This window comes from Pseudomonas oryzihabitans (genome assembly GCF_024652905.1).
Lineage (GTDB): Bacteria > Pseudomonadota > Gammaproteobacteria > Pseudomonadales > Pseudomonadaceae > Chryseomonas > Chryseomonas benzopyrenica.
The window spans coordinates 164,512-186,643 of sequence record NZ_CP102428.1; the positions used below are offsets into that span (position 1 = coordinate 164,512).

A 22,132-nucleotide genomic window follows, 5' to 3' on the forward strand; every position below is an offset into this window, starting at 1 on the left:
CTCACTCCGCGGCCTTGGGCAGCTCGATGCCCGGGAAGATCTTGATCACGGCCGAGTCGTCTTCACGACCGAAGCCCGCGGTGGAGGCCTGCATGAACATCTGGTGGGCGGTGGCCGACAGCGGCAGCGGGAATTTCGAGGTGCGCGCGGTATCCAGCACCAGGCCCAGGTCCTTGACGAAGATGTCCACGGCGGACAGTGGCGTGTAGTCGGCCTTGAGGATGTGCGGCACGCGATTCTCGAACATCCAGGAATTGCCGGCGCTGTGGGTGATGACCTCGTAGAGGGCGTCCGGGTCGACGCCTTCGCGCAGGCCCAGGGCCATGGCCTCGGCGGAGGCGGCGATGTGCACCCCGGCCAGCAGCTGGTTGATGATCTTGACCTTGGAACCCTGGCCGGGCGCATCGCCCAGGCGATAGACCTTGCCGGCCATGGCGGCCAGGACCGCTTCGCCCTTGGCATAGGCCTCGGCGGTACCGGAGGTCATCATGGTCATCTCGCCGCTGGCGGCCTTGGCCGCGCCGCCGGAGAGCGGGGCGTCCAAGAGCAGGATGCCGCGCTCGGCCAGGCGCTCGCCCAGCTCGACGGCGTAGGCCGGGGCCACGGTGGCGCAGGCGATCACCAGGCTGCCCGGCCGCAGGGCAGAGGCGGCGCCGCCTTCACCAAACAGCACCGCCTCGGTCTGCTCGGCGTTGACCACCACGGTGATCAGGATGTCGCAGCTGTCGGCCAGGGCCGCGGGCGAGGTGCAGGCCACGCCGCCTTCGCTGGCGAAGCTTTCCAGCACGCTGGCGCGCACGTCACAAGCATGCACGGCGAAACCCGCGCGCAGCAGCGAACGGGCGACGCCCAGACCCATGGCCCCGAGGCCGATGACACCGACGTTGTCTTGCATCTTGTTGTTCTCCGTAAAAAAGGTCAGGCGAAGCCGGCCTGCCGCAGGCGGCGGGCGGCGTTGTAGATGTGCTGGCGGGCGGCGTTGGCGGCGGCCAGGGGATCGCCGAGGCGGATGGCGGCGACGATGGCCTGGTGTTCTTCATGCACCTGGCGGGAGAAGTCCTCGCGCCGCGCCTCGTTGGTGCGGGTGATGCGCGTGGCCGTCTCCAGGTACTGGCTGACGAATTCCAGGGTCTTGATGAAGTAGGGGTTGCCGGCGGCCTGGGCGATGGTGCGGTGGAAGGCCACGTCGGCGCGTACCCCGTCATGGCCGTCGGCGACCTCTTCGTCGATGGCCGCCAGGGCCTCGTCGATGGCCACCAGGTCGGCTTCGCTGCGGTTGATGGCGGCCTCGGAGGCGATTTCCGCCTCGACGGCGCGGCGCAGGGCCAGCAGGTGGAAGACGCTGCCGGGCAGGCTGGCTTCGTCGGCGTCGATGCGCAGCGGGCGGATGCTGGCGTGGGTGGTGACGAAGATGCCGCGCCCTTGCTGGGGCTGCAGCACCCCTTCGTTCTTCAGCCGCGAGATGGCTTCGCGCACTACGGTACGGCTGACGCCGAAGGCTTCGGAGAGCAGGGCTTCGCTGGGGATCTTGCTTCCGGGGGCGAAAACACCGGCTTCAATCTTGTCCAGCAGTTGCTGAGCGACGTTATCGCTCAGGACATTGGCGGGGACCTTGGCGAACATGGAGACCTGCTGTTGTGGTTGTAAGGTTGTCATACAGGTTGTGGCGCTACTCTCTCATAGCCTTTTGGCTTTGTGTAGTGGTTTGGCAAAGGCACTACGAGATTTTTGTGACGGCTTCGCTAGGTACAAGACCCAGGCTAGAGCACTTGTGAACTGTTATAATATAACATTTATGTCGAGGAGCGCTGTCGTATGACCCCTGAAGAACTCTTGGCCCAACCCGAGTCGGCCTATATGAACGAGGCCCAGCGCGACTTCTTTCGCCGGCTGCTGCTCGATCAGCGTGGCGATCTGCAGCGGCTGATCGACGAGCAGGTGGAAGACCTGCGCGGCATGGACGCCCATGGCGATCCCGCCGATGTCGGTAACGCCGAGCAGCAGCGGCAATGGCAACTGCGCCAGCTGGAACGGGAGAAGAAGCTGCTGGACAAGATCGACGAGGCCCTGGAGCGTCTGGCCCGTGATGAGTATGGGTGGTGCGAGGAGACCGGCGAACCCATTGGCCTGGCACGGCTGCTGCTGAGACCCACCGCCACCCTTGGCGTCGAAGCCAAGGAACGCCAGGAGCAGCGCGAGCGGCATATGCAGTCGTCGTGAGGGTGCGGTGACTGGGCTTTCCCTCACCCCAGCCCTCTCCCGAGGGGAGAGGGGGCGGTATGGCGCAGGAAGGGTCGCCCGTAGGTTGGGCTGAGACGACTCCATCGTCGAAGCCCAACAGAGCAAGGCCGAGCACGGTACCGTTAGGCTTCGCTGACGCTCAGCCAAACCTACGAAAGCCGTTGCGCCTCGAACCACTGGCCGTAGGTTGGGTTGAGACAGCTCCATCGTCGAAGCCCAACAGAGCAAGGTCGAGCACGGTACCGTTGGGCTTCGCTGACGCTCAACCCAACCTACGCAAGACATTGCGCCTCGAACCACTGGGCGTAGGTTGGGTTGAGACGGCTCCATCGTCGAAGCCCAACAGGCAGACTCGAACGTGGCACCGTTGGGCTTCGCTGGCGCTCAACCCAACCTACGCAAACCGCTGCGCCTCGAACCCTGGCCCGTAGGTTGGGCTGAGACGGCTCCATCGTCGAAGCCCAACAGGCAGACTCGTAATAGGCACCGTTGGGCTTCGCTGATGCTCAACCCAACCTACGCAAACCGCTGCACCTTGAACCCTGGCCCGTAGGTTGGGCTGAGACGGCTCCATCGTCGAAGCCCAACAGGCAAACTCGAACGTGGCATCGTTGGCTTCGCTGACGCTCAACCCAACCTACGCGAGCCGTTGCGCCTCGAACAGCTCGCCTGGTCGCACGATTTGCTCGCGGGCGGCGATTAGCGGCAGGTCGCGGCTGCCGGGAGCGGTGCGGGCGACCAGGGCGTAGAGGGCGCTGACCGCATGGGACGCCGCGGCGGGCGTGGACTGGCCGTTCAGCAACTGGCCGAGCAGCACCGCCGAGAAGACGTCACCCATGCCGTTGGGCAGCGGTTGCAGGTCCAGGTAGGGCGTCTGCACCAGCCAGGCATCTTGGCTTTCCACCACTAAGGTACTGAGGACGTCGGCGGGCAGGTCCGGGGTGCGCAGGCTGGTGATGACGATGGTCGCGGGGCCCGGCTGACCAGGGCGGCCAAGCAACAGGCGGGCGGCGCTCACGGCGTCGGCGGTATCCGCCAGCGGCTGCCCGTGCAGCAATTCGAATTCGTACTGGTTGGGGGTAATCAGGCTGGCCTGTTCGATGGCGCGGCGGCGCAGGAAGTCGGGGATGCCCGGACGCACGAAGATGCCGCGACCGACATCGCCCATCACCGGATCGCAGAGGTAGTGCAGATCGCTGCGCTGGCGACGGATCTCCTGGACCACGCCCAGGATCACCTCGCCGATGGCGGCGTCGCCCAGGTAGCCGGAGAGCACCGCTACGCAGCGCTCCAGCACGCCGCGGGCGCGCAGGCCGTCGAGCACGTCGTGGATGTGTTCGGGCGGAAAGACCTGGCCCTTGAATTCGCCGTAGCCGGTGTGATTGGAGAACTGCACCGTGTTGACCACCACCGGCTGCAGGCCGAGCAGTTGCAGCGGCAGGGTGGCGGCGGCGTTGCCGACGTGGCCATAGGCGACATGGGACTGGATGGACAGCACCAGCGGCGGCTGGGCGGGCAGGGTGGCGGGCATGGCGGTCACCTGGGCAGCGGGCTCGCGATCCGAGCCGAAAACGAAAGGTCTTTGCAGCTTACCCCAGCCCTTCCGGCGAACCCTAACCCGGCTGCGGCGGTCTGCATCGGCAGTGCGGATCGCTACCTGCGCCAGGTCGTTTGGCTGGCTACACTGGAGCGGCTGTCATCCACCTCTGGCCCCAAGGAGAAACGGGGAATGTCCGAGCTTCGCTTCGCACGTCTGGTGTTGGGTCTGCAGGCCCTGGTCTGGTTTGGACTCGCCCTGGCGCACTGGTTCTACCCCTACGAGATGGCCAATGCCCGTGGCATGGTGCTGATGGATTCGGCGTCGGTGGCCGAGGCGCGGGTCTGGTATGGCGGCATGCAGTTCGCCCTGGCGCTGTTCGCCGTGCTGGCCTTTCGCCGGGCGGAATGGCTGTCGGCCGGCCTGCTGCTGGTGGCCTTCGTGCAGCTGACGCTGTTCGTGGTGCGGCTGATCAGCGGCGTGCTGGGCGAATCGGCCACCGCCGAGCTGGATCTCTATTCCCAGGGCTATCGCCTGATCATCGGCATCCTGGCCCTGTTGGCGCTGCGCGCCCACCGCCGCCACGAGCAGCGGGAGCTGGAGAATCGCCGGATCTACCAGGGCCAGTGATCAGTGGGATCGGGGCCGCGCGGTGTCGATCTGATCGCTGCGGCTCAGGCCCTGGGTGAGCTGGCGGCAGAGGTCGAGGAATTCGACCATGGCCCCGGTCTGGTACTTCTGCTTGTGCCAGATGAAGCAGAACTGGCGACGCAGATCCAGGGTCGGGGTGGCGATGGGCACCAGGGTGCCGCGGGCGAAGGCGTCGCGCAGCGCCAGCCGCGACAGGCAGCCGATGCCCAGCCCCGACTCCACCGCCCGCAGGATGGCCTCGGTGTGCTCCAGCTCCAGGCGCACGTCCAGCGGCTGGGCGTGATGCCGCATGGCCTGGTCGAAGGTCAGGCGGGTGCCGGAGCCCTGTTCGCGGAGGATCCAGGCCTGGGCTTCCAGCTCGGCCTGGGTGGCCTGCTTTCCTGCCAGGGCGTGCCCAGGCGCGCAGAACACCACCAGTTCGTCTTCGATCCAGGGCTGCACCTCCAGATCCGGATGCTGGCAATCGCCTTCGATCAGACCGAGGTCGATGTCATGGTTGGCGATGCGCTGCACCACGCTGGCGGTGTTGTGCACGTGCAGCCGCACCCGGCAGTCGGGATGGCGCTGCATGAAGTCGCCCAGCAGCAGGGTGGCCAGGTAGTTGCCGATGGTGAGGGTCGCGCCGACCTCCAGGGAGCCGAAGCCGGTCTTGCCGCGCAGCAGGTTTTCCACCTCGGCGCTGCGGTCGAGCAGGGCCACCGCCTTGGGCAGCAGCTGACGGCCCAGGGCGTTGAGCGTCAAACGCTTGCCGGCGCGGTCGAACACCCGGCAGTCGAATTGCCGTTCCAGTTCGCCCAGGGCGGTACTGGTGGCCGACTGCGACAGACTGAGCGCCTCGGCCGCGCGGGAAACGCTTTCCTGGCGGGCCACGGCGACGAAGACCTCGAGTTGACGCAACGTGAATCTCATATCTGCCTTTTGGATAACCTATATTCGAATTATTCATTTCACGGATATTTTGTCCCTCTATAAACTGTCGCGCAATTTCTATCCAGCCCCGGGCTGTACCGATTTTTCCTGGAGTCATCGATGAGCAACCTGTACACCGAGCGCGTCCTGAGCGTTCATCACTGGAACGATACCCTGTTCAGCTTCAAGACCACCCGCAATGCGGGCCTGCGTTTCGAAAACGGTCAGTTCGTGATGATCGGCCTGGAAACCGAAGGCGGTCGTCCGCTGATGCGCGCCTACAGCATCGCCAGCCCCAACTACGAAGAGCACCTGGAGTTCTTCAGCATCAAGGTGCCGGACGGCCCCCTGACCTCGCGCCTGCAGCACCTCAAGGAAGGCGACAACCTGATGGTCAGCCGCAAGCCCACCGGCACTCTGATCCTCAGCGACCTCAAGCCCGCCAAGCACCTCTATCTGCTGAGCACCGGCACCGGCATGGCGCCCTTCCTGAGCACCATTCAGGATCCGGAAACCTACGAGCGCTTCGAGAAGGTGATCCTGGTCCACGGCGTGCGCTACGTGAACGAGCTGGCCTATGCCGACTTCATCACCAAGACCCTGCCGGAGCACGAGTTCATCGGCGACCTGGTGCGCGAGAAGCTGATCTACTACCCCCTGGTCACCCGCGAGGAATTCCGCAACCAGGGTCGCCAGACCGACCTGATGCGCAGCGGCAAGCTGTTCGAGGACATCGGCCTGCCGCCGATCAATCCGCAGGACGACCGCGCCATGATCTGCGGTAGCCCGAGCATGCTGGACGAGACCAGCGCCGTGCTGAACGAATTCGGCCTGACCATCTCGCCACGCATGGGCGATCCGGGCGACTACCTGATCGAGCGCGCCTTCGTCGAGAAGTAACGCGAGCAGACTCCGCGAAAACCCGCCCTCCGGCGGGTTTTTCGTTTCCACGACCCGGCGGGCTGAACTCCCCCGGCGCCGGGCCGGTCGGTTGCTGCAAGGCGTGTCATGGCGACACGCTATTGCCGGGAGTCCCCATGAAGCCCTATGTGATCTGCCATATGATGTCGTCGGTCGACGGTCACGCCCTCACCGATGGCTGGGACCGCGCCGTCAAGAAGCAGGCCGATGCCACCTACGAGCGCCTGGCCGAGCGCTTTGAATTCGACGCCTGGGCCTGTGGCCGGGTGACCATGGAAGAGATCGCCCACGGCGAGGGCTATCCCACCGGCGTCGCCCAGGCGCCCATCCCGCGCACCCATCATTTCGCCCGGCGCGACGCGAGCAAGTACGCCATCGCCATCGATCCCCAGGGCAAGGTGGCCTGGAAGAAGAACGAGGCCCTGGATTCCCATGTGGTGGCAGTGCTCACCGAAGGGGTGAGCGACGACTACCTGGCCCACCTGCAGAACATCGGCGCTTCCTATGTCTTCGGCGGCAAGGACGAACTGGATCTGAGGGCCGTGCTGGAGCTGCTGAACGCCGAACTGGGCATCGAGCGCCTGGTGGTGGAGGGCGGTCCCCACGTCAGCGGCTCCTTTGTCGCCGCCGGCTTGGTGGACGAGATCAGCGTGCTGATCATTCCGCTGGTGGACGGTCGCGGCGCCCATCCGGCGTCCTTCGAGATCGCCGAGCGGGCCTGGCAGCAGCCGCTCTACCTCACGTTGGATTCGGCCGAAGCCCAGGACGACGGCAGCGTCTGGCTGCGCTATCGGCGCGGTTAGCCGAGCGCCTTGGCCAGGGCCAGGGCGTCGGCGTCCGCCTCGGCCTGGGCCTGCAGCGGACAGACCCCGCTGGCATAGCGGGCGATCACCTCGGGCACCTGGGCCAGGGGGACCGGGCGGCTGATGTGGTAGCCCTGGATGAAGTCGCAGCCCAGGGCGCAGAGCAGGCGCAGCTGCTCCAGGTGCTCGACGCCCTCGGCGGTGACTTTGAGCTTGAGCGGCCGGGCCATGCCGATGATGGCCTGGACGATCTGGTGGTCGGCATTGCCCTCGGCCAAGCCGGTGACGAAGGAACGATCGATCTTCACGGTATCGATCGGCAGGCGCTTGAGATAGGCCAGCGACGAATAGCCGGTGCCGAAGTCGTCGATGGACACCGTCACGCCCAGGTCGCGGATGCGCTGCAGCAATTCGGCGGTAGGCTGCACGTTCTTGACCAGGGCATTCTCGGTCACCTCCAGTTCCAGGCGCCGCGGCGACAGCCGATGGTCGTCCAGCCGCCAGGCGATCTGTCCGGGCAGGGCGTCATTGCTCAGGCTCAAGGCCGAGCAGTTGACCGCTAGGCGCAACTCCGTGAGACCGGCGGCGGTCAGCTCGGCGAGGTCCTGGCAGGCACGTCTGAGCACCCAGGCGTCCAGGTCCTCGATGAACCCATTGGCCTCGGCGACGCCAAGAAAGCAGTTCGGCGCCAGCATGCCGAGGCGGGGGTGATCCCAGCGGATCAGGGCTTCGGCCTTGTCCAGCTGGCCACTGGCGACATCGAGGATCGGCTGGTAGTAGAGCTGCAGCCCGCGTTCCTCGACCAGGGCCTCGCGCAGTTCGGCTTCCAGCTCCAGTTGCAGCGAGATCTTCTCGCGCAGGGTCTCGTCGAAGAAGCTGTAGGTGTTGCGGCCATTGCCCTTGGACAGATAGAGCGCGAGATCCGCGCTCTTGAGCAATTCCTCGCAGCAGCCGCCGTCGCGGGGATAGAGACTGATGCCGATGCTGGTGGTCATCACCAGGGTGCGGTTGCCGATGGTGACGGGGTTGCGCAGGCGTTCCAGGATGCGCTGGGCCAGCTGCCTGGCCTCTTCGGGCCCGGCGAGGCTGGCCAGGATGCAGAATTCGTCACCGCCGAAGCGCGCCACCAGATCGCCTTCGCGTACCGCGTCGCGAATGATCTTGGCCATGGCCACCAGCAGCTGGTCGCCGGCATCGTGGCCGAGGCTGTCGTTGATGCGCTTGAAGTGATCGATGTCGAGAAACATCACTCCCAGGTTGCGCCCCTGCTGGGCGTGGCGTTCGAGGATCTCGGCGAAGGCCTGGTTGAAGGCGCGGCGATTGTGCAGGTCGGTGAGGGGGTCGTAGTGCGCCGCCTGCTGCAGCGAGGCGCGGGCCTCGTCGAGCTGGCCAACCAGGGAATTGACCCGCTCCAGGTCGTTTTCCTTGCGCTGCAGCTGGCGATCCGCCCAGGCCGCGCCCAGGCCGCCCACCCCCAGCAGCAGGGCGATGATGGCGATGCCCACCCCCAGCTGCCAGGAATTGCTGGCGCCTTGCAGGGTGCTTTCGGTCTGGGCCGGTGCGATCAGCACCATGGACCACATGCCGGTGAAGTGCATGGCGGCGATGGCCAGTCCCATCACCAAGGCGGTGGCCATGCGCAGCCAGCGATAGATGCCGGTGTAGTGGCGACGGAAGATCTGAATCAGTTGCAGCGCGGCGAAGCTGGCCCCTACGGCGATGCCGATCGACAGCAGGAAGGGCAGTGGTCGATAGAGCACCACGGCCTCGGTATGCACCGCCGCCATGCCGGTGTAGTGCATGAGCACGATGCCCACGCTCAGCACGATACCGGCCTTGAGGCGCTGCCCCAGGGTGAGGTCGGGCTGGCTGAGGGCGGGCATGGCCATGAGTCCGGCCAGCACCACGATCAGCAGCGAGGCGATGGTGATGAAGAGGTCGTAGTGCACCCGGGTGGGCACGGTGAAGGCGAGCATGGCGATGAAGTGCATGCCCCAGACGCCGAAGCCGAAGCTCAGGGCGCCCATCAGACTCCAGGCCCGCCGCCGCGCCAGGGTGCGGGTCTGGCCGATGCGCTCGGCGAATACCAGGGTCACGTAGCAGGCGCTGACCGCGACCAGATAGGCGAGGGCGACCAGCCAGCCGTCGTGCTGACCGTGAAGGTGGATCTGGGTGTGGTCGAGAGGAGCGACGAGAAAGTCGAGTCCCAGCCAGTTGTTCATTCCATGGCCTCGGCAGGAAGTCTGGCGCGACTGGGTGAAGACGGCCCGGCGGGATCTCCGGTCCGGGGGATTTCACAGCGGCAGCCTGCGCGTTGAGTTTAGCTTGCCTTGCCCTATCGGCGTGGTGAAGAGGGGCTTTAGCAGGCGCCTCGACAGTTAGTGCGCGAGATTTTTTCCTCAGACGAGCGCATCTGGAAACGCAGCGGAAAATCGCCAGAAGAAGCGCTCTAGATAGCTGGCTAGCGACTTATCGATAGCATATCGCCAGTAATGCGACCGTTCGTCGATAGGAGGAGGGATGAACGGTCCCATGAGAGGGAAGACCGGCCAGAACGGCCGGTCGAACGGATCAGCTCACCACGCGGTAGCAGGGCTCGTAGGCCGCGCCGCCGGGTAGCTTCATGCGGTGCTGCTCGACGAAGGCCTGCAGCAGCCGATCCAGTGGCCGCATGATGTCGGGATCGCCATGGATCTCGTAGGGCCCGCGTTCCTCGATCAGCTGAATGCCCTTGGCCTTGACGTTGCCGGCGACGATGCCGGAAAAAGCGCGGCGCAGGTTGGCGGCCAGTTCATGGGGCGGCACGGCATGGGTCAGCTGCAGGGCGGCCATGTTCTCGTGGGTGGGATCGAAGGGCCGCTGGAAGCCTTCTTCGATGCGCAGCAGCCAGTTGAAGTGGAAGGCATCGTGGCGGTCGCGGCGGAATTGCTTGACCGCCTTGAGGCCCTGGGCCATCTGCCGGGCCACCTCGACCGGATCGTTGACCACGATCTGGTAGTGCCGCTGGGCAGCTTCGCCCAGGGTCGCGCCGATGAAGGCGTGCAACTGTTCGAGGTAGGGGGCGGCGCTCTGCGGTCCGGTGAGCACCACCGGAAAGGGGATGCCTGTGTTGTCCGGGTGCATGAGGATGCCCAGCAGGTAGAGGAATTCCTCTGCCGTGCCGGCGCCACCCGGGAAGATGATGATGCCGTGGCCGACGCGGACGAAGGCTTCCAGGCGCTTCTCGATGTCGGGCAGGATCACCAGTTCGTTGACGATGGGATTGGGTGCCTCGGCGGCGATGATCCCCGGCTCGGTGAGGCCCAGGTAGCGACCGCCCTGGAGGCGCTGCTTGGCATGGGCGATGGTGGCGCCCTTCATCGGGCCTTTCATCACGCCCGGGCCGCAGCCGGTGCAGATGTCCAGGTTGCGCAGGCCGAGTTCGTGGCCGACCTTCTTGGTGTACTTGTATTCCTCGGTGCTGATGGAGTGACCGCCCCAGCAGACCACCATCTTCGGCTCCACGCCGGCGCGCAGGGTGCGGGCATTGCGCAGCAGGTGGAAGACGTAGTCGGTGATGCCCTCGGAGCTCTCCAGATCGATGCGCAGGCTGCTCTGCTCGCTCTCGGTGTAGACGATGTCACGCAGGGCGCTGAACAGCATCTCGCGGGTGCTGGCGATCATCTCGCCGTCGACGAAGGCATCGGCCGGGGCGTTGACCAGTTCCAGGCGCACGCCGCGGTCCTGCTGGTGGATGCGGATCTCGAAGTCCTGGTAGGCCTCGAGGATGGTCTTGGCGTTGTCGCTGTGGGCGCCGGTGTTGAGGATGGCCAGGGCGCACTGGCGAAAGAGCTGGTAGAGGTTGCCCGAGCCGGCGGCGCTGAGCTGCTGGACCTCGCGCTGGGAAAGGGTCTCCAGGCTGCCCTTGGGGCTGACCTGAGCGTTGATGACCTGTCTGCTTGGAGCCATAGATGCTTCCCTATCGGTGATACGGCCGAACGGCGGCCGTAGCCGGGTGCGGACCACTTCATGCGATCCGGCACTGTCATTGTTGGGGGCGCGGGCGCCGGAATGCAAACGGGGCCGTGTCAGACCGCGGCGGTGACGTCCAGCACCTGGATGGAGGTCGCGGTTGGATAGTGCCAGTGCACCTCCACATCCCACAGCCGCACCCCGTAGCGCCGCTCGGGCGTCGGCGTCTGGTAGGCCGGGCGTGGATCCTGGGCCAGGCACTGCTCGATCAGTTCGGCCAGGGGCTCGCCCAGGCGCTGGCCATGGGCCTCGGCCTGGACCCGCGCCGCGTCCGCCCAACTGACCGCGAGGGCCGGCGGGGGCGCCTCGGCGATGGCGTTGTGGGCGCCCGGGGGGCTGTCGGCATAGGGCACATAGGGCTTGATGTCCAATACCGGGGTGCCGTCGAGCAGATCGATCCCCGAAAGCAGCAGCCGTCCCGGTTCCAGGCCGTCGAGGCGTACCACCGACTGGCCGATGCCATTGGGTCTATGGGTGGCGCGGGTGGCGAAGACGCCCAGGTAGCGATTGCCGCCCAGGCGGGGTGGCCGCACCCGCAGCCGCGGCTGGCTTTCTAGCGCCTGATGGAACAGGAACAGCAGCCAGACATGGCTGACGCCTTCCAGACCCGCGACCGCTTCGGGCCGGTCGAAGGGCGGCAGCAGTTCCAGCACGCCACGGGCGGCCGGGGCCAGCGCGGGTTGCCGGGGAATGGCGAATTTCTCCTTGAAGCAGGAGCGGACGTGGCCGATGGGGGTGACGCTGTACTGCATGGGCGGGGGCCGTCTGACGCAGGGCCGGTCATTATGCCCTGCCCGAGGCCTCCGCGACCGCAGCAGCCGGCGCTTCGCCGGCGTTGCGGCGCACCCCGCGCAGATTCATCGCCGCCAGGCCCAGCTGCAGCACGATCAGGGCATAGGCCTCGGCCTGCAGGCCCCAGGCGATCCACAGGCCGTTGCTCAGCAGGAAGACCCAGAAGCCCAGGTTGCGCCGGCCCTGACGCTGAGAGGCCACCAGCCAGGCGGCGAGCAGGGTGATGGCCATGGCCGGCCATTGCAACAGATCGAGCGCTTCCATGGAGAACCTTCAACGGAGTGACTAATGAAGGTGAACCCTGGGAGCGGTTCCGAGTTCCAGGCGACGGCTTCAGGGCGCCGGATGGCGCGCCCGCGCGTAGGCGATGAAGCCCTCGATATCGGCACTGCACAGGTGTTCGCCGGCAGCCAGGATCTCGGCTTCGGGCCAGTCCCACCAGGCGATGTCGAGCAGCGCCTGGCAGGTGGCTTCGGGAAAGCGCCAGCGGATGAAGCGCGCCGGATTGCCGCCCACCACCGCATAGGGCGGCACGTCGCGGGTGACCACGGCACCGGCGGCGACCACGGCGCCATGGCCGATGGTGACGCCGGAGAGGATCAGCGCATCGGTGCAGATCCAGCAGTCGCTGCCGATCACCACATCGCCGCGCGTACCGCCGTAGTCGGTGATATGGGCCAGATCGTCGACGAAGGCAGGGAAGGGGTAGGTGGTCACCCAGTCCAGCCGGTGGAGGCCGCCGAGCAGGATGCGCACGCCCTCGGCGATGGAGGTGTAGCGTCCCAGGCGCAGGGTGGCGCCTTCCTTGAGATCGAACACCCTGGGCGCGCCGTAGGTGCCGGCACCGATCTCATAGTCGGGCAGCTCGCGGCGCAGGCGCGCCGTGCGCTGGTGCAGGCGGGGCAGGGCGGCCAGCGCCTGGCGTTCACGTTTCTTGCGCAGCTTGTCGAGAAAACCCATGGCGATGCCCTGGCGAAAGGTATCCGGCAGGATACCGAAGCGCCCGGGCCGCGCTCAATCGCCGGCCTCGGGCTCCGCCGGATCTCGCTCGATGGCCGCCATGCCCAACTGGTCGGCGAGGTCCTGCAGGTCGCTCGCTTCCAGATCCCAGCCGCCGCTGGACACCTCGCCACCCGCCGGACCCTTTTCCCGTGGGCGCTGGATGAAGGCGGTGGCCAGGCCCAGCTCCTTGGCCGCCTGCAGGTCGCCATTGTGGGCGGCGCAGAGCATCACCTGTTCCGGTTGCAGGTCGAGCAGGGCGCAGGCGCCCAGGTAGACCTCCGCGGCCGGTTTGTAGCGCTTGAAAAGATCGGCGCCGAACAGCATGTCCCAGGGCAGCCCGGCGTGGCGGGCCATGTCCAGCAGCAGGCTGACATTGCCATTGGACAGGGCGCAGACCGGATAACCCTGGCGCAGCCGCGTGAGACCCGGTACAGCATCGGGCCAGGGCGTCAGCTGGTGCCAGAGGCGATTGATCCAGGCCACCTCGGCGGTGGTCAGGCCGACCAGGCCGTGGCGTGGCAGCAATTCGTCCAGCGCCAGACGATGGACTTCGTCGAGGGGCAGCCAGGGCAGGCTGCGGGCGGCGATCTGCGGCAGGATGGCTTCATAGGCTTCGGCGCGCCAGGCATCGGCCAGCCGCTCCCAGTCGCCCTGGACGCCGTGCTTGGCGGACAATCCTTGCAGACCGGTGACCAGACTGCCGCGCCAATCCACCACGGTGCCGAAGACATCGAAAAGTAGCGCCCGAACGGTCGTCGTCATGGGTAGACTCCTGCAGAAGGTTGTCTCCACCAGACGGACCACGGGTGACGGGGGTTCCCTCAAAGTGCCCGAAGGTCACCCTCGCCAAAGGATCTCTGCATGACGCTGCGCCACCTCAGCCACTGGGTGTTCGATATGGATGGCACCCTGACCCTGGCGGTACACGACTTCGCCGCCATTCGCCGGCACCTGGGCATTCCCGAGCAGGCCGACATCCTCCACCACCTGGCCGAGCTGCCCGCCACCGAGCGCGAGGCCAAGCACGCCTGGCTGTTCGAGCACGAGCGCGAACTGGCGGTGGCCGCCCGCCCGGCGCCGGGCGCGGTGGAGCTGGTGCGCGCGCTGCATGAGCGCGGCTGCCACCTGGGCATCCTGACCCGCAATGCTCGCGACCTGGCACTGCTGACCCTGGCCGCCATCGGCCTGGAGGACTGCTTCGATCCGCCTGCCGTACTGGGTCGCGACGAGGCGGCGCCCAAACCAGATCCGGGCGGTCTGCTGCGGCTGGCCGAACGCTGGCGGGTGGCGCCCGCCAGCCTGGTGATGGTCGGTGATCACCGCTACGACCTGGAGTGTGGGCGGGCGGTGGGGTGTCGCACCTTGCAGGTCAATCAGCCCGGTGATCCCTGGCCCGCGGCGCGTGACCAGCGCTTCGAGACCTGTGCGGATATCCTGGCGGCGCTCTGACGCTGGAAATTTGTCCGTTAGGCGTAAATAGTCTGTTGTTTGCCTGGCCGCTGGCTAAGATGCCGGCTTCGGATTCAGGTCGGGCCAGCCGTATGAGCCTCCACACGCCTTCGAGCGATCAGCCAGCCTCCGGCGATCTGCGCCAGTACGAGCGTCAGACGCTGGAAAGCCTTGCCACCGGCCTGCCCCTGACCCAGGTGCTGCACACGCTGCTGCAACGGGTGGAGGTCCTGGCCCAGGTCCGCCTGCACGCCTGCATCCTGTTGCTCAGCGAGGATGGCCGTTATCTGCAGGACGGCATCGCGCCCAGTCTGCCGGACGCCTACAGCCGCGATCTCGGGCGGCTGGAGATCGGCCCGCTGGCGGGTTCCTGTGGCACCGCCGCCTACCGCCGCGAAGCCGTCTATGTCGCGGACATCGCCGGCGATCCGCTGTGGGCCGGCGCGCGCGACCTGGCGCTGCGCTATGGCCTGCGGGCCTGCTGGTCGATGCCGCTGTTGGCCCTGGACGGTCGGTTACTGGGCACCTTCGCCAACTATTTCCTCGAGCCGCGGCGCCCGCTGGCCGCCGAGCGCGACGCCTTCCGCCTGGTCACCGAGACCGCCGCCCTGGCCATCGAGCGCCATCAGGCGGATCTGCAGCTGCGCGAGAGCGAAGATCACTATCGGCACCTGGTGGAACTCAATCCCCAGTACACCTGGACCTGCGATCCCAGCGGTCAGCACATGGTCTTTTCGCCGCGCTGGCAGCAGCTGACCGGCCAGCCGATGCTGGAAGCCGATAGCTTTTGGACGGTGGTGCATCCGGACGATCGCCAGGCGACCCGGCAGGCCTGGGACGTGGCGTGCAGCGCCGGTCAGGCCTACGACCGCGAACACCGGGTGCGGGTGGCGGATGGTAGCCATTGCTGGCTGCGTACCCGTGCCTATCCGCGCCGCGATGCGGCGGGCGCCGTGATCCGCTGGTACGGCACCAGCGAAGACATCGATGACCGTCGCGAGGCCGAGGAGGCTTTGCGCCGCGAGCGCGCTACCCTGGAGGTCCAGGTGCAGGCGCGTACCGCCGAGCTGGAAGAGACCAATCGCCAGCTGCGCGAAGAGATGCACAGTCGCGCCCAGGCCGAGGAGCTGCTGCGCCAGGCGCAGAAGATGGAAGCCGTGGGGCAGCTCACCGGCGGCATCGCCCATGACTTCAACAACTTGCTGGCCGGCATCCAGGCCAGCCTGGATCTCCTGCGCCGCCGCCTGGCACCGGAGGTCCTGGCCGGGGTCGGCAACCTGCTCGACACCGCCACCCAGTCGGTAGGGCGGGGCGCCAGTCTCACCCATCGGCTGCTGGCCTTCTCCCGGCGCCAGACGCTCAATCCCCAGGCGGTCGACGTCGCCCGGCTGATCGGCGACTTCCAGGAGTTGCTGCGGCACAGCCTGGGGCCGCAGATCCGCTGCCAGCTCGAGCTGGACGCCGGGCTCTGGCCGGTCGACGCCGATCCGCACCAGCTGGAAAACGCCCTGCTCAATCTGGCCATCAACAGCCGCGATGCCATGCCGGCGGGGGGCACCCTGACCATAGGTGCGCGCAATTGGGTGCAGCCTGACGGGGATCCGGCGCTGCCAACGGGCGACTATCTGCTGATCGAGGTCGACGACGATGGCGTGGGCATGGCGCCGGAGGTGCTGGAACGAGTCTTCGAGCCCTTCTTCACCACCAAGCCGGTGGGCCAGGGCTCGGGCCTGGGGCTGTCCATGATCTATGGCTTCGTCCGCCAGTCCCGGGGCCAGGTGAGCGTGACCAGTGCGCCAGGACAGGGCTGCCGGGTGAGCCTGCTGCTGCCGCGTCATCCGGCCCCGCCGATCCGCGCGCCGCTTGCGCTCTCCAGCGCCACGACCGACCGTGCGCTACCCAGCGTCCGGGTGCTGCTGGTGGAAGACGACGCGGTCATCCGCGCGTTGCTGGTGCAGCTGTTCGTCGAACTGGGCTGGCGGTATCGCGACGCCGTCGATGCCGAAGCGGCCCTGGCAGCGCTGCGCGAAGGCGAAGGCTTCGACCTATTGATCACCGATGTCGGGCTGCCGGGGCTTAACGGCCGCTTGCTGGCCAACGCGGCCCGTACTCTCAGACCGCAGTTGCCGATCCTCTTCATCACCGGTTATGCGGCGGGCAACGCGCCACCCGTGCCCCTGGTCGGCGAGCGGATGGCCGTGCTGGGCAAGCCCTTCACCCTGGAGGTCCTGGTCGACCGGGTACAGGAGCTGCTGGGCAAGCCCGAAACCCTGGAAGGTTGAGCGCTAGCCGCCAGCGCCGAACAGCGCCCGACGACCCTCGGGCGAGGTGAAAAGGGCATCGCCGTTGTGACCGACGCCCGGCACCTCCACCAGCTGCTGGCGCAGCTCCGGATGACGGCCCTGCAGGTAACGGTAGTAGTTCAGTCCGCGGGCTAGACGATAGGGGCCCTGGGCCTCGGCGGCGCAACCCTTGTCCAGCGCCGGATGGTTGGGGTCGGTGTCCTCGGCGCCGAGCAGGTAGGTGATGTCCAGCCCTGCATAGTGCTGTTCCAGACGGGTGGCGGTCCGTCCCTCGGCATAGGCCGGTAGACCCTGCATGCCGTATTTCCAGGTGTCGAAATCTAGGCAACTGGCCGCGCCGGCGAAGGGCACGGGCCGGCCCTGGGCATCCGGACGGCGGGCATCGAAATAGGCATAGGACGACGGATTGGCCACCACGTATCTCAGGCGGATGCCCGTGGCGGCGAGGGCGCGCTCGCCCTGGCCGAGCACGGCGTAGCGCTGCACCACCTGGCCACCGCCGGAATGCCCGGCGATCACCACCTCCTGCAGATTGGGCAGGCGCTGGCGGTCCGCCAGGCGGGCGAGCAGGGCGTCGAACACCGCGAAGCTGCTCAGCGGTTGCGGACCCAGGGCGGGCTCGCCGCCCATCCAGGCATTGCCTTGCCAGCGCAGCAGGGTGTCCGGCAGTCGATGACGCCGGACGTCCGTTTCGTTGAGGAATTGCGGGGCGATCACCAGGGTGTCCGCCGTGGCACCGGCCGCTGCCGTGGCCGTTTCGCCTGAGCGGAAATAGGTCGCGGCGTTGCGCAGGCGGCCATGCACGATGACCAGGGCGCGGTGTATTTCCGGATGGGGCCGGTCCCAGTCGGTGGACAGCTGCAGCGCGGCCTGTGCCTGGCCGATCGGCAGCCGGTCGCTGACGATACGGGCGACCCCCTCAGGGGGCGCCGCCAGGGCGGAGCCCCAGGCCAGGGCCAGGCACAACGCGAGCAGGCGACGCATCGGGGATCTCCCGCTAGAGGTCAGAGCGCCTTGGCGGCGAAGGTGTCGCAGCTCTCCACCTTGCCACTGTCGAAGCCGGTGCGGAACCACTTGACCCGTTGCGCGGAGCTGCCGTGGGTAAAGGAATCCGGTACCACGCGACCCTGGGATTGGCGTTGCAGACGGTCGTCGCCAATGGCGTTGGCGGCGTTCAGCGCCTTCTCCAGGTCACCCGGCTCCAGCCAGTTCAGCCGCTTCTGGGCGTCGTTGGCCCAGACCCCGGCATAGCAGTCGGCCTGCAATTCCAGGCGCACCGACAACCCGGTGGCACCCTCGGTGGGAATACCGCGGCGGCGCGCCGCTTCCATCTTGCCCGTGGTGCCGGTGAGGTTCTGCACATGGTGGCCCACCTCGTGGGCGATGACGTAGGCGCGGGCGAAGTCGCCGTCGGCGCCGAAGCGCTGCTGCAGTTCCTGGAAGAAGGTCAGGTCCAGGTAGACCTTGCTGTCCACCGGGCAATAGAAGGGGCCGCTGGCCGCGGTGGCGCCACCGCAACCGGATTGCACCTGGCCGTTGAACAGCACCAGCTTGGGCGGCTGGTACTGCTCGCCATGCGCCTGGAAGATGCGCGTCCAGGTGTTTTCGGTCTCACCCAGCACCACGCGGACGAAGTCCACCTGGCGATTGTCGGCCGGGGCGGTGGTCTCCTGCTGGCTGGGCGCGCTCTGGCCGCTGAGGCTGATCAGGTTGCCGAGGATCTGCGTCGGACTCTGGCCGCTGAGCAGGCCGAACACCACCACCAGGGCCACGCCACCCAGGCCCAGGCCGCCGCCGATCTTCATGCCGCGTCCGCCGCTGGCCTGTTGCACGTTGTCGCTACGTTGTCCCTTGTCCCACTGCATGGCGCTTGCCTCCTGATCTTTGCTATCGATAAGACCGCAGGTCACAGCAAAAATGCGTTACCGGAAATGACAACGCCCGCGACGGGCGCGGGCGTTGTCAGCGGAGCGGAGCGTGGGATCAGGCCGCGGTCTGGCCCTGCTTGAGGCTCTGCATGTCGATCACGAAGCGATACTTCACATCGCTCTTGAGCATGCGCTCATAGGCGTGGTTGATGTCCTGGATGGCGATCTGCTCGATGTCCGAAACGATGCCGTGCTTGGCGCAGAAGTCCAGCATCTCCTGGGTCTCGCGGATGCCGCCGATGAGCGAGCCGGCCAGCTGGCGGCGCTTCATCACCAGGTTGAAGACGCTGGGCGCCGGGTGCGGCTCGGCGGGTACGCCGACCAGGGTCATGGTGCCGTCCCACTTGAGCAGGGTGAGGAAGGCGTCCAGGTTGTGCGGCGCGGCCACGGTATTGAGGATGAAGTCGAAGCTGTTGGCGTGCGCGGCCATCTCGTCTTCGTTCTTCGACACCACCACCTCGTCGGCGCCCAGACGCAGGGCGTCGTCCTTCTTGTTGGCGCTGGTGGTGAAGAGCACCACGTGGGCACCCATGGCGTGGGCGATCTTCACGCCCATGTGGCCGAGGCCACCCAGACCGACGATGCCGACCTTCTTGCCCGGGCCGACCTTCCAGTGGGCCAGCGGCGAGTAGGTGGTGATGCCGGCGCAGAGCAGCGGCGCCACGGCGGCCAGGTTCTCGGTGTGGCTCACCTTGAGCACGAACTTCTCGTTGACCACGATGTGGTCGGAGTAGCCGCCCTGGGTGTTTTCGCTGCCACCGTAGAGGTTGCCGTTGTAGGTGCCGGTGAAGCCGTTCTCGCAATAGGACTCTTCGCCGGCATCACAGGGCGCGCAGTGCTGGCAGCTGTCGACCATGCAGCCGACGCCGACGCTGTCGCCGACCTTGAAGTTCTTCACGTGGGCACCGACCGCGGTGACGGTACCGACGATCTCGTGGCCGGGCACGGACGGATAGAGGGTGTTGTTCCACTCGTTGCGCGCGGTGTGCAGGTCGGAATGGCAGACGCCGCAGAAGAGGATGTCGATCTGCACGTCGTGGGCGCCGGGTTCGCGCCGCTCGAAGGAGAAGGGCGCCAGGGGCTGGTCGGCGGACTGGGCAGCGTAGCCTTGGGCTTGGCTCATGAGATACCTCATCTAGATGGTGGAACTGCAGGGTGGAGCGGGGCGGCCAGGCGGGCCTGGCCAGCTAGCAAACCGTCGATCCTGCGCAGCCAGGCACGGCGGCACCAATCGATCGTCTCGATATCGGTCATGCCGCCCATCAATGGAACTCATGGGCGGGCAGGGCACGAGGTCTTACGACCGGGGTGCCAGAGCAGATGTTCCCGCCCTTGCCACGGCCCGCCGTCGACCGGTCGTGCCTAGCGGGACAGCCTGGGCGCCACGGTGGGCAACAGCCGGGTGGCCAGGTGATCGAGCAGCAGCCGGACCCGTGGCAGGGTCTCGCGACTGCGTGGCCATACCAGGTTGATCGGCGAGCCCTCGACGCCATGTTCGGGCAGCGCATCGACCAGGGCGCCACTGGCCAGGTGCGTGCCGATCAGCCAGGTCGGCAACTGGGCGATGCCATGGCCGGCCAGGGCGGCCAGCACCTCGCCTTCGCCATCGCCTACCACCAGGCGTGGCTGGAAGATCCAGCGTTCGCTGTCGCCCGGCTGCTCGCCGCGCAACTGCCAGGGGCTGATCAGGCCGTCGGCCTGGCGAAAGCCGATGCACTGGTGCTCGACCAGGTCGGCTGGGGTCTGGGGTCGGCCATGCTGGGCGAGATAGGCCGGAGCGGCGCAAAAGACCTGGCGCTGGGTGCCCAGGAAGCGATGCCCCAGGCTGGCCGGCCAGGCGTCGGAGCCGCCGATGCGCACCAGGATGTCGATGCCCTCGTGGACCGGATCGACGAAGCGATCCGACAGCGACAGATCCGGTTGCAGCAGGGGGTAACGATGCAGCAGCTCCAGGATCAGCGGCAGTACGTGCAGGCGGCCATAGGAAGCGGGCAGGTCGATGCGCACCCGGCCATGGGGCTCGCCGTCCTGCGCGGTCAGCCCCAGCTCGGCCTGTTCCAGCTCGGCCAGCACCCCGGTGCAGGTGCGATAGAAACTGGCGCCGGCCTCGGTCAGGCGCAGACGGCGGGTGGTGCGCTGGAACAGCCGCACGCCCAGTCGGCTTTCCAGTCGCGCCACGCTCTTGCCGATGGCCGAACCGGTGAGATTGAGGCGCTCGCCGGCCGCGGTGAAGCTGCCGAGATCGGCCACGGTGACGAAGACGTCGAGGCCCTTGAGGCGTTCAGAGGAATACAAGGCTGGCTTCCTATTATGGAATCTGATTCCTATTAAATAGGAATTTATACCCAGGATACGCCGTTAATTCTCCAATAGGCTGGAATCAACCCTGAGACAAGGCACTCCCTTATCTACAGCGCCTGCACTGCCGCAGGCCCCTTTTCTTCCCTATCTGGAGGTTTCATGCGCAAGGGCACCGCTCTTATCGTCGGCGTCACCGGCATTTCCGGCTACAACCTGGCTCATACCCTGGTGGCCTCGGGTTGGACCGTCTATGGTCTGGCCCGCAAACCCGTGGCCCAGGAAGGCGTCATCCCGGTGGCCGCCGACCTGCTCGACGCCGAGTCCACCCGCCAGGCCCTGGCCGGCCTGCCGATCAGCCATGTGTTCTTCTGCACCTGGACCCGCCGTGACACCGAGAAGGAAAACGTCGAGGCCAATGGCGCCATGATGAACAACCTCTGCCAGGCCCTGGACGGCGCGCCGCTGCAGCACCTGGCGCTGGTCACCGGTACCAAGCATTACCTGGGCTCCTTCGAGGAATACGGCAGCGGCAAGGCCGAGACGCCCTTCCGCGAAAGCGAGCCGCGCCAGCCCGGTGCCAACTTCTACTACACCCTGGAAGACATCCTCTTCGCCGCCGCCGAACGGCATGGCTTCGGTTGGAGCGTGCACCGCTCCCACAGCATGATCGGCCAGGCCAAGGGCACCAACGCCATGAACATGGGCCTGACCTTGGCAGTCTACGCCTCCCTGTGCAAGGCCACCGGCCAACCCTTCGTCTTTCCCGGCTCCCGTACCCAGTGGGACAGCCTGACCGACGTTACCGACGCCGGCCTGCTCGCCGAGCAGCTGGAGTGGGCGGCCCTGGCGCCGGCGGCGCGCAACCAGGCCTTCAACACCGTCAATGGCGATGTCTTCCGCTGGCGCTGGCTGTGGAGCGAGATCGCTGCCTTCTTCGACCTGGAGCCGGCACCCTATCCCGAGCAGCCCATGCCGCTGGAAGCACGGATGAAGGACACGGCCCCGGCGCAGTGGCGCAAGCTGGCCGAGGAACATGGCCTGGTGGAGGCCGATGTCGACAAGCTCGCCTCCTGGTGGCACAGCGACGCCGACCTGGGCCGTGAAATCGAGTGCCTCAACGACATGACCAAGAGCCGCGACCTGGGCTTCTTCGGCTATCGTGACACCCGGGCGAGCTTTCTCGACCTCTTCACCCGCCTTAGAGCCCAGCGCCTGATTCCCTGAGTCGCTCTGGATCGCCGGTTCCCGTGAACGCGGGCAGCCGGCGGTTTTCACGAGCCGTTC

Annotated in this window: 21 protein-coding genes; 7 read left to right on the top strand and 14 right to left on the bottom strand. The window is 66.9% G+C overall.

All coding sequences use genetic code 11. The features are described 5' to 3' along the window. Window position 1 precedes the first annotated feature (1 nt). Both ltnD and NRG74_RS00785 read right to left on the bottom strand, forming a co-directional pair. Window positions 2-895 (bottom strand): L-threonate dehydrogenase, encoded by an 894-nt coding sequence (gene ltnD, locus NRG74_RS00780; protein ID WP_158892799.1) that lies wholly within the window; start codon window positions 893-895, stop codon window positions 2-4. Window positions 896-918: 23 nt separating this feature from the next. Next, window positions 919-1,623 (bottom strand): FadR/GntR family transcriptional regulator, encoded by a 705-nt coding sequence (locus tag NRG74_RS00785; protein ID WP_184285930.1) that lies wholly within the window; start codon window positions 1,621-1,623, stop codon window positions 919-921. 192 nt (window positions 1,624-1,815) lie between these two features. On the opposite strand from NRG74_RS00785, the gene dksA reads away from it, so the two are divergent. Further along, entirely contained in the window at window positions 1,816-2,220 is a 405-nt protein-coding gene (gene dksA, locus NRG74_RS00790; protein WP_173149520.1) for an RNA polymerase-binding protein DksA, read from the top strand. Between the two features lie 658 nt (window positions 2,221-2,878). On the opposite strand, the gene pdxY is transcribed toward dksA, so the two are convergent. Next, the gene (gene pdxY, locus NRG74_RS00795) at window positions 2,879-3,772 is read right to left on the bottom strand and encodes a pyridoxal kinase PdxY (protein ID WP_064309387.1); all 894 of its coding nucleotides are present in this window, start codon (window positions 3,770-3,772) and stop codon (window positions 2,879-2,881) included. A gap of 198 nt (window positions 3,773-3,970) precedes the next feature. Here pdxY and NRG74_RS00800 point away from each other — a divergent pair, with 198 nt between their 5' ends. Continuing rightward, on the top strand, window positions 3,971-4,408 hold the full coding sequence (locus NRG74_RS00800) for a DUF4345 family protein (protein ID WP_160923307.1): 438 nt from the start codon (window positions 3,971-3,973) through the stop codon (window positions 4,406-4,408). Here the strand turns inward: NRG74_RS00800 and NRG74_RS00805 are convergent, their stop codons facing one another. Next, a complete protein-coding gene (locus NRG74_RS00805) occupies window positions 4,409-5,338 on the bottom strand; it encodes a LysR family transcriptional regulator (RefSeq protein ID WP_160923308.1) in 930 nt (309 codons plus the stop codon). Between the two features lie 120 nt (window positions 5,339-5,458). Here NRG74_RS00805 and fpr point away from each other — a divergent pair, with 120 nt between their 5' ends. Together fpr and NRG74_RS00815 are read left to right on the top strand one after the other, a co-directional pair. Beyond that, the gene (fpr, locus tag NRG74_RS00810; protein ID WP_017638632.1) at window positions 5,459-6,238 is read left to right on the top strand and encodes a ferredoxin-NADP reductase; all 780 of its coding nucleotides are present in this window, start codon (window positions 5,459-5,461) and stop codon (window positions 6,236-6,238) included. A 137-nt stretch (window positions 6,239-6,375) separates the two neighbouring features. Then, complete coding sequence (locus NRG74_RS00815; protein ID WP_257705502.1) at window positions 6,376-7,062, top strand: dihydrofolate reductase family protein; 687 nt, start codon at window positions 6,376-6,378, stop codon at window positions 7,060-7,062. On the opposite strand, the gene NRG74_RS00820 is transcribed toward NRG74_RS00815, so the two are convergent. The 6 genes from NRG74_RS00820 to NRG74_RS00845 form a co-directional block, all read right to left on the bottom strand. After that, window positions 7,059-9,284 carry a putative bifunctional diguanylate cyclase/phosphodiesterase gene (locus NRG74_RS00820; protein WP_257705503.1) on the bottom strand — a complete coding sequence of 742 codons (2,226 nt, stop codon included), beginning with the start codon at window positions 9,282-9,284 and terminating at the stop codon, window positions 7,059-7,061. The two genes, NRG74_RS00815 and NRG74_RS00820, sit on opposite strands and share 4 nt — an antisense overlap. Before the next feature lie 349 nt (window positions 9,285-9,633). Then, window positions 9,634-11,010 (bottom strand): nucleotide 5'-monophosphate nucleosidase PpnN, encoded by a 1,377-nt coding sequence (ppnN, locus tag NRG74_RS00825; protein WP_017638629.1) that lies wholly within the window; start codon window positions 11,008-11,010, stop codon window positions 9,634-9,636. Window positions 11,011-11,129: 119 nt separating this feature from the next. After that, on the bottom strand, window positions 11,130-11,825 hold the full coding sequence (tsaA, locus tag NRG74_RS00830) for a tRNA (N6-threonylcarbamoyladenosine(37)-N6)-methyltransferase TrmO (RefSeq protein WP_173149510.1): 696 nt from the start codon (window positions 11,823-11,825) through the stop codon (window positions 11,130-11,132). A gap of 31 nt (window positions 11,826-11,856) precedes the next feature. Then, window positions 11,857-12,129, bottom strand: coding sequence for a hypothetical protein (locus NRG74_RS00835; RefSeq protein WP_017638627.1), 273 nt, complete (start codon window positions 12,127-12,129; stop codon window positions 11,857-11,859). A 69-nt stretch (window positions 12,130-12,198) separates the two neighbouring features. Continuing rightward, complete coding sequence (locus NRG74_RS00840; protein ID WP_064309382.1) at window positions 12,199-12,825, bottom strand: CatB-related O-acetyltransferase; 627 nt, start codon at window positions 12,823-12,825, stop codon at window positions 12,199-12,201. A gap of 54 nt (window positions 12,826-12,879) precedes the next feature. Beyond that, complete coding sequence (locus NRG74_RS00845) at window positions 12,880-13,629, bottom strand: haloacid dehalogenase type II (RefSeq protein WP_173149506.1); 750 nt, start codon at window positions 13,627-13,629, stop codon at window positions 12,880-12,882. Between the two features lie 99 nt (window positions 13,630-13,728). Between NRG74_RS00845 and NRG74_RS00850 the strand changes: the two genes are divergently transcribed. Further along, the gene (locus NRG74_RS00850; protein ID WP_257705504.1) at window positions 13,729-14,316 is read left to right on the top strand and encodes an HAD family hydrolase; all 588 of its coding nucleotides are present in this window, start codon (window positions 13,729-13,731) and stop codon (window positions 14,314-14,316) included. 92 nt (window positions 14,317-14,408) lie between these two features. Then, the gene (locus tag NRG74_RS00855) at window positions 14,409-16,598 is read left to right on the top strand and encodes a hybrid sensor histidine kinase/response regulator (protein WP_257705505.1); all 2,190 of its coding nucleotides are present in this window, start codon (window positions 14,409-14,411) and stop codon (window positions 16,596-16,598) included. A gap of 3 nt (window positions 16,599-16,601) precedes the next feature. On the opposite strand, the gene NRG74_RS00860 is transcribed toward NRG74_RS00855, so the two are convergent. The 4 genes from NRG74_RS00860 to NRG74_RS00875 all read right to left on the bottom strand — a co-directional run bounded on the left by NRG74_RS00860 (window position 16,602) and on the right by NRG74_RS00875 (window position 20,842). Beyond that, window positions 16,602-17,603, bottom strand: coding sequence for an alpha/beta hydrolase (locus NRG74_RS00860; RefSeq protein ID WP_257705506.1), 1,002 nt, complete (start codon window positions 17,601-17,603; stop codon window positions 16,602-16,604). A gap of 20 nt (window positions 17,604-17,623) precedes the next feature. Further along, window positions 17,624-18,484 (bottom strand): KPN_02809 family neutral zinc metallopeptidase, encoded by an 861-nt coding sequence (gene ypfJ, locus NRG74_RS00865; protein ID WP_145156245.1) that lies wholly within the window; start codon window positions 18,482-18,484, stop codon window positions 17,624-17,626. A 118-nt stretch (window positions 18,485-18,602) separates the two neighbouring features. Next, the gene (locus NRG74_RS00870) at window positions 18,603-19,670 is read right to left on the bottom strand and encodes an NAD(P)-dependent alcohol dehydrogenase (protein WP_173149502.1); all 1,068 of its coding nucleotides are present in this window, start codon (window positions 19,668-19,670) and stop codon (window positions 18,603-18,605) included. Between the two features lie 239 nt (window positions 19,671-19,909). Beyond that, a complete protein-coding gene (locus tag NRG74_RS00875) occupies window positions 19,910-20,842 on the bottom strand; it encodes a LysR family transcriptional regulator (protein ID WP_257705507.1) in 933 nt (310 codons plus the stop codon). A 165-nt stretch (window positions 20,843-21,007) separates the two neighbouring features. Between NRG74_RS00875 and NRG74_RS00880 the strand changes: the two genes are divergently transcribed. After that, complete coding sequence (locus NRG74_RS00880; RefSeq protein ID WP_017638618.1) at window positions 21,008-22,072, top strand: SDR family oxidoreductase; 1,065 nt, start codon at window positions 21,008-21,010, stop codon at window positions 22,070-22,072. Window positions 22,073-22,132: the final 60 nt, after the last annotated feature.

Bases quoted from the DNA above. Each gene is read 5' to 3' on its own strand.
- NRG74_RS00850 (WP_257705504.1), top strand. From the start codon at position 13,729: ATGACGCTGCGCCACCTCAGCCACTGGGTGTTCGATATGGATGGCACC.
- NRG74_RS00845 (WP_173149506.1), bottom strand. From the start codon at position 13,629: ATGACGACGACCGTTCGGGCGCTACTTTTCGATGTCTTCGGCACCGTG.
- NRG74_RS00870 (WP_173149502.1), bottom strand. From the start codon at position 19,670: ATGAGCCAAGCCCAAGGCTACGCTGCCCAGTCCGCCGACCAGCCCCTG.
- NRG74_RS00820 (WP_257705503.1), bottom strand. From the start codon at position 9,284: ATGAACAACTGGCTGGGACTCGACTTTCTCGTCGCTCCTCTCGACCAC.
- NRG74_RS00855 (WP_257705505.1), top strand. From the start codon at position 14,409: ATGAGCCTCCACACGCCTTCGAGCGATCAGCCAGCCTCCGGCGATCTG.
- ppnN (WP_017638629.1), bottom strand. From the start codon at position 11,010: ATGGCTCCAAGCAGACAGGTCATCAACGCTCAGGTCAGCCCCAAGGGC.
- NRG74_RS00880 (WP_017638618.1), top strand. From the start codon at position 21,008: ATGCGCAAGGGCACCGCTCTTATCGTCGGCGTCACCGGCATTTCCGGC.
- tsaA (WP_173149510.1), bottom strand. From the start codon at position 11,825: ATGCAGTACAGCGTCACCCCCATCGGCCACGTCCGCTCCTGCTTCAAG.
- NRG74_RS00805 (WP_160923308.1), bottom strand. From the start codon at position 5,338: ATGAGATTCACGTTGCGTCAACTCGAGGTCTTCGTCGCCGTGGCCCGC.
- pdxY (WP_064309387.1), bottom strand. From the start codon at position 3,772: ATGCCCGCCACCCTGCCCGCCCAGCCGCCGCTGGTGCTGTCCATCCAG.
- ypfJ (WP_145156245.1), bottom strand. From the start codon at position 18,484: ATGCAGTGGGACAAGGGACAACGTAGCGACAACGTGCAACAGGCCAGC.
- ltnD (WP_158892799.1), bottom strand. From the start codon at position 895: ATGCAAGACAACGTCGGTGTCATCGGCCTCGGGGCCATGGGTCTGGGC.
- NRG74_RS00800 (WP_160923307.1), top strand. From the start codon at position 3,971: ATGTCCGAGCTTCGCTTCGCACGTCTGGTGTTGGGTCTGCAGGCCCTG.
- fpr (WP_017638632.1), top strand. From the start codon at position 5,459: ATGAGCAACCTGTACACCGAGCGCGTCCTGAGCGTTCATCACTGGAAC.
- NRG74_RS00840 (WP_064309382.1), bottom strand. From the start codon at position 12,825: ATGGGTTTTCTCGACAAGCTGCGCAAGAAACGTGAACGCCAGGCGCTG.
- NRG74_RS00815 (WP_257705502.1), top strand. From the start codon at position 6,376: ATGAAGCCCTATGTGATCTGCCATATGATGTCGTCGGTCGACGGTCAC.
- NRG74_RS00835 (WP_017638627.1), bottom strand. From the start codon at position 12,129: ATGGAAGCGCTCGATCTGTTGCAATGGCCGGCCATGGCCATCACCCTG.
- dksA (WP_173149520.1), top strand. From the start codon at position 1,816: ATGACCCCTGAAGAACTCTTGGCCCAACCCGAGTCGGCCTATATGAAC.
- NRG74_RS00785 (WP_184285930.1), bottom strand. From the start codon at position 1,623: ATGTTCGCCAAGGTCCCCGCCAATGTCCTGAGCGATAACGTCGCTCAG.
- NRG74_RS00860 (WP_257705506.1), bottom strand. From the start codon at position 17,603: ATGCGTCGCCTGCTCGCGTTGTGCCTGGCCCTGGCCTGGGGCTCCGCC.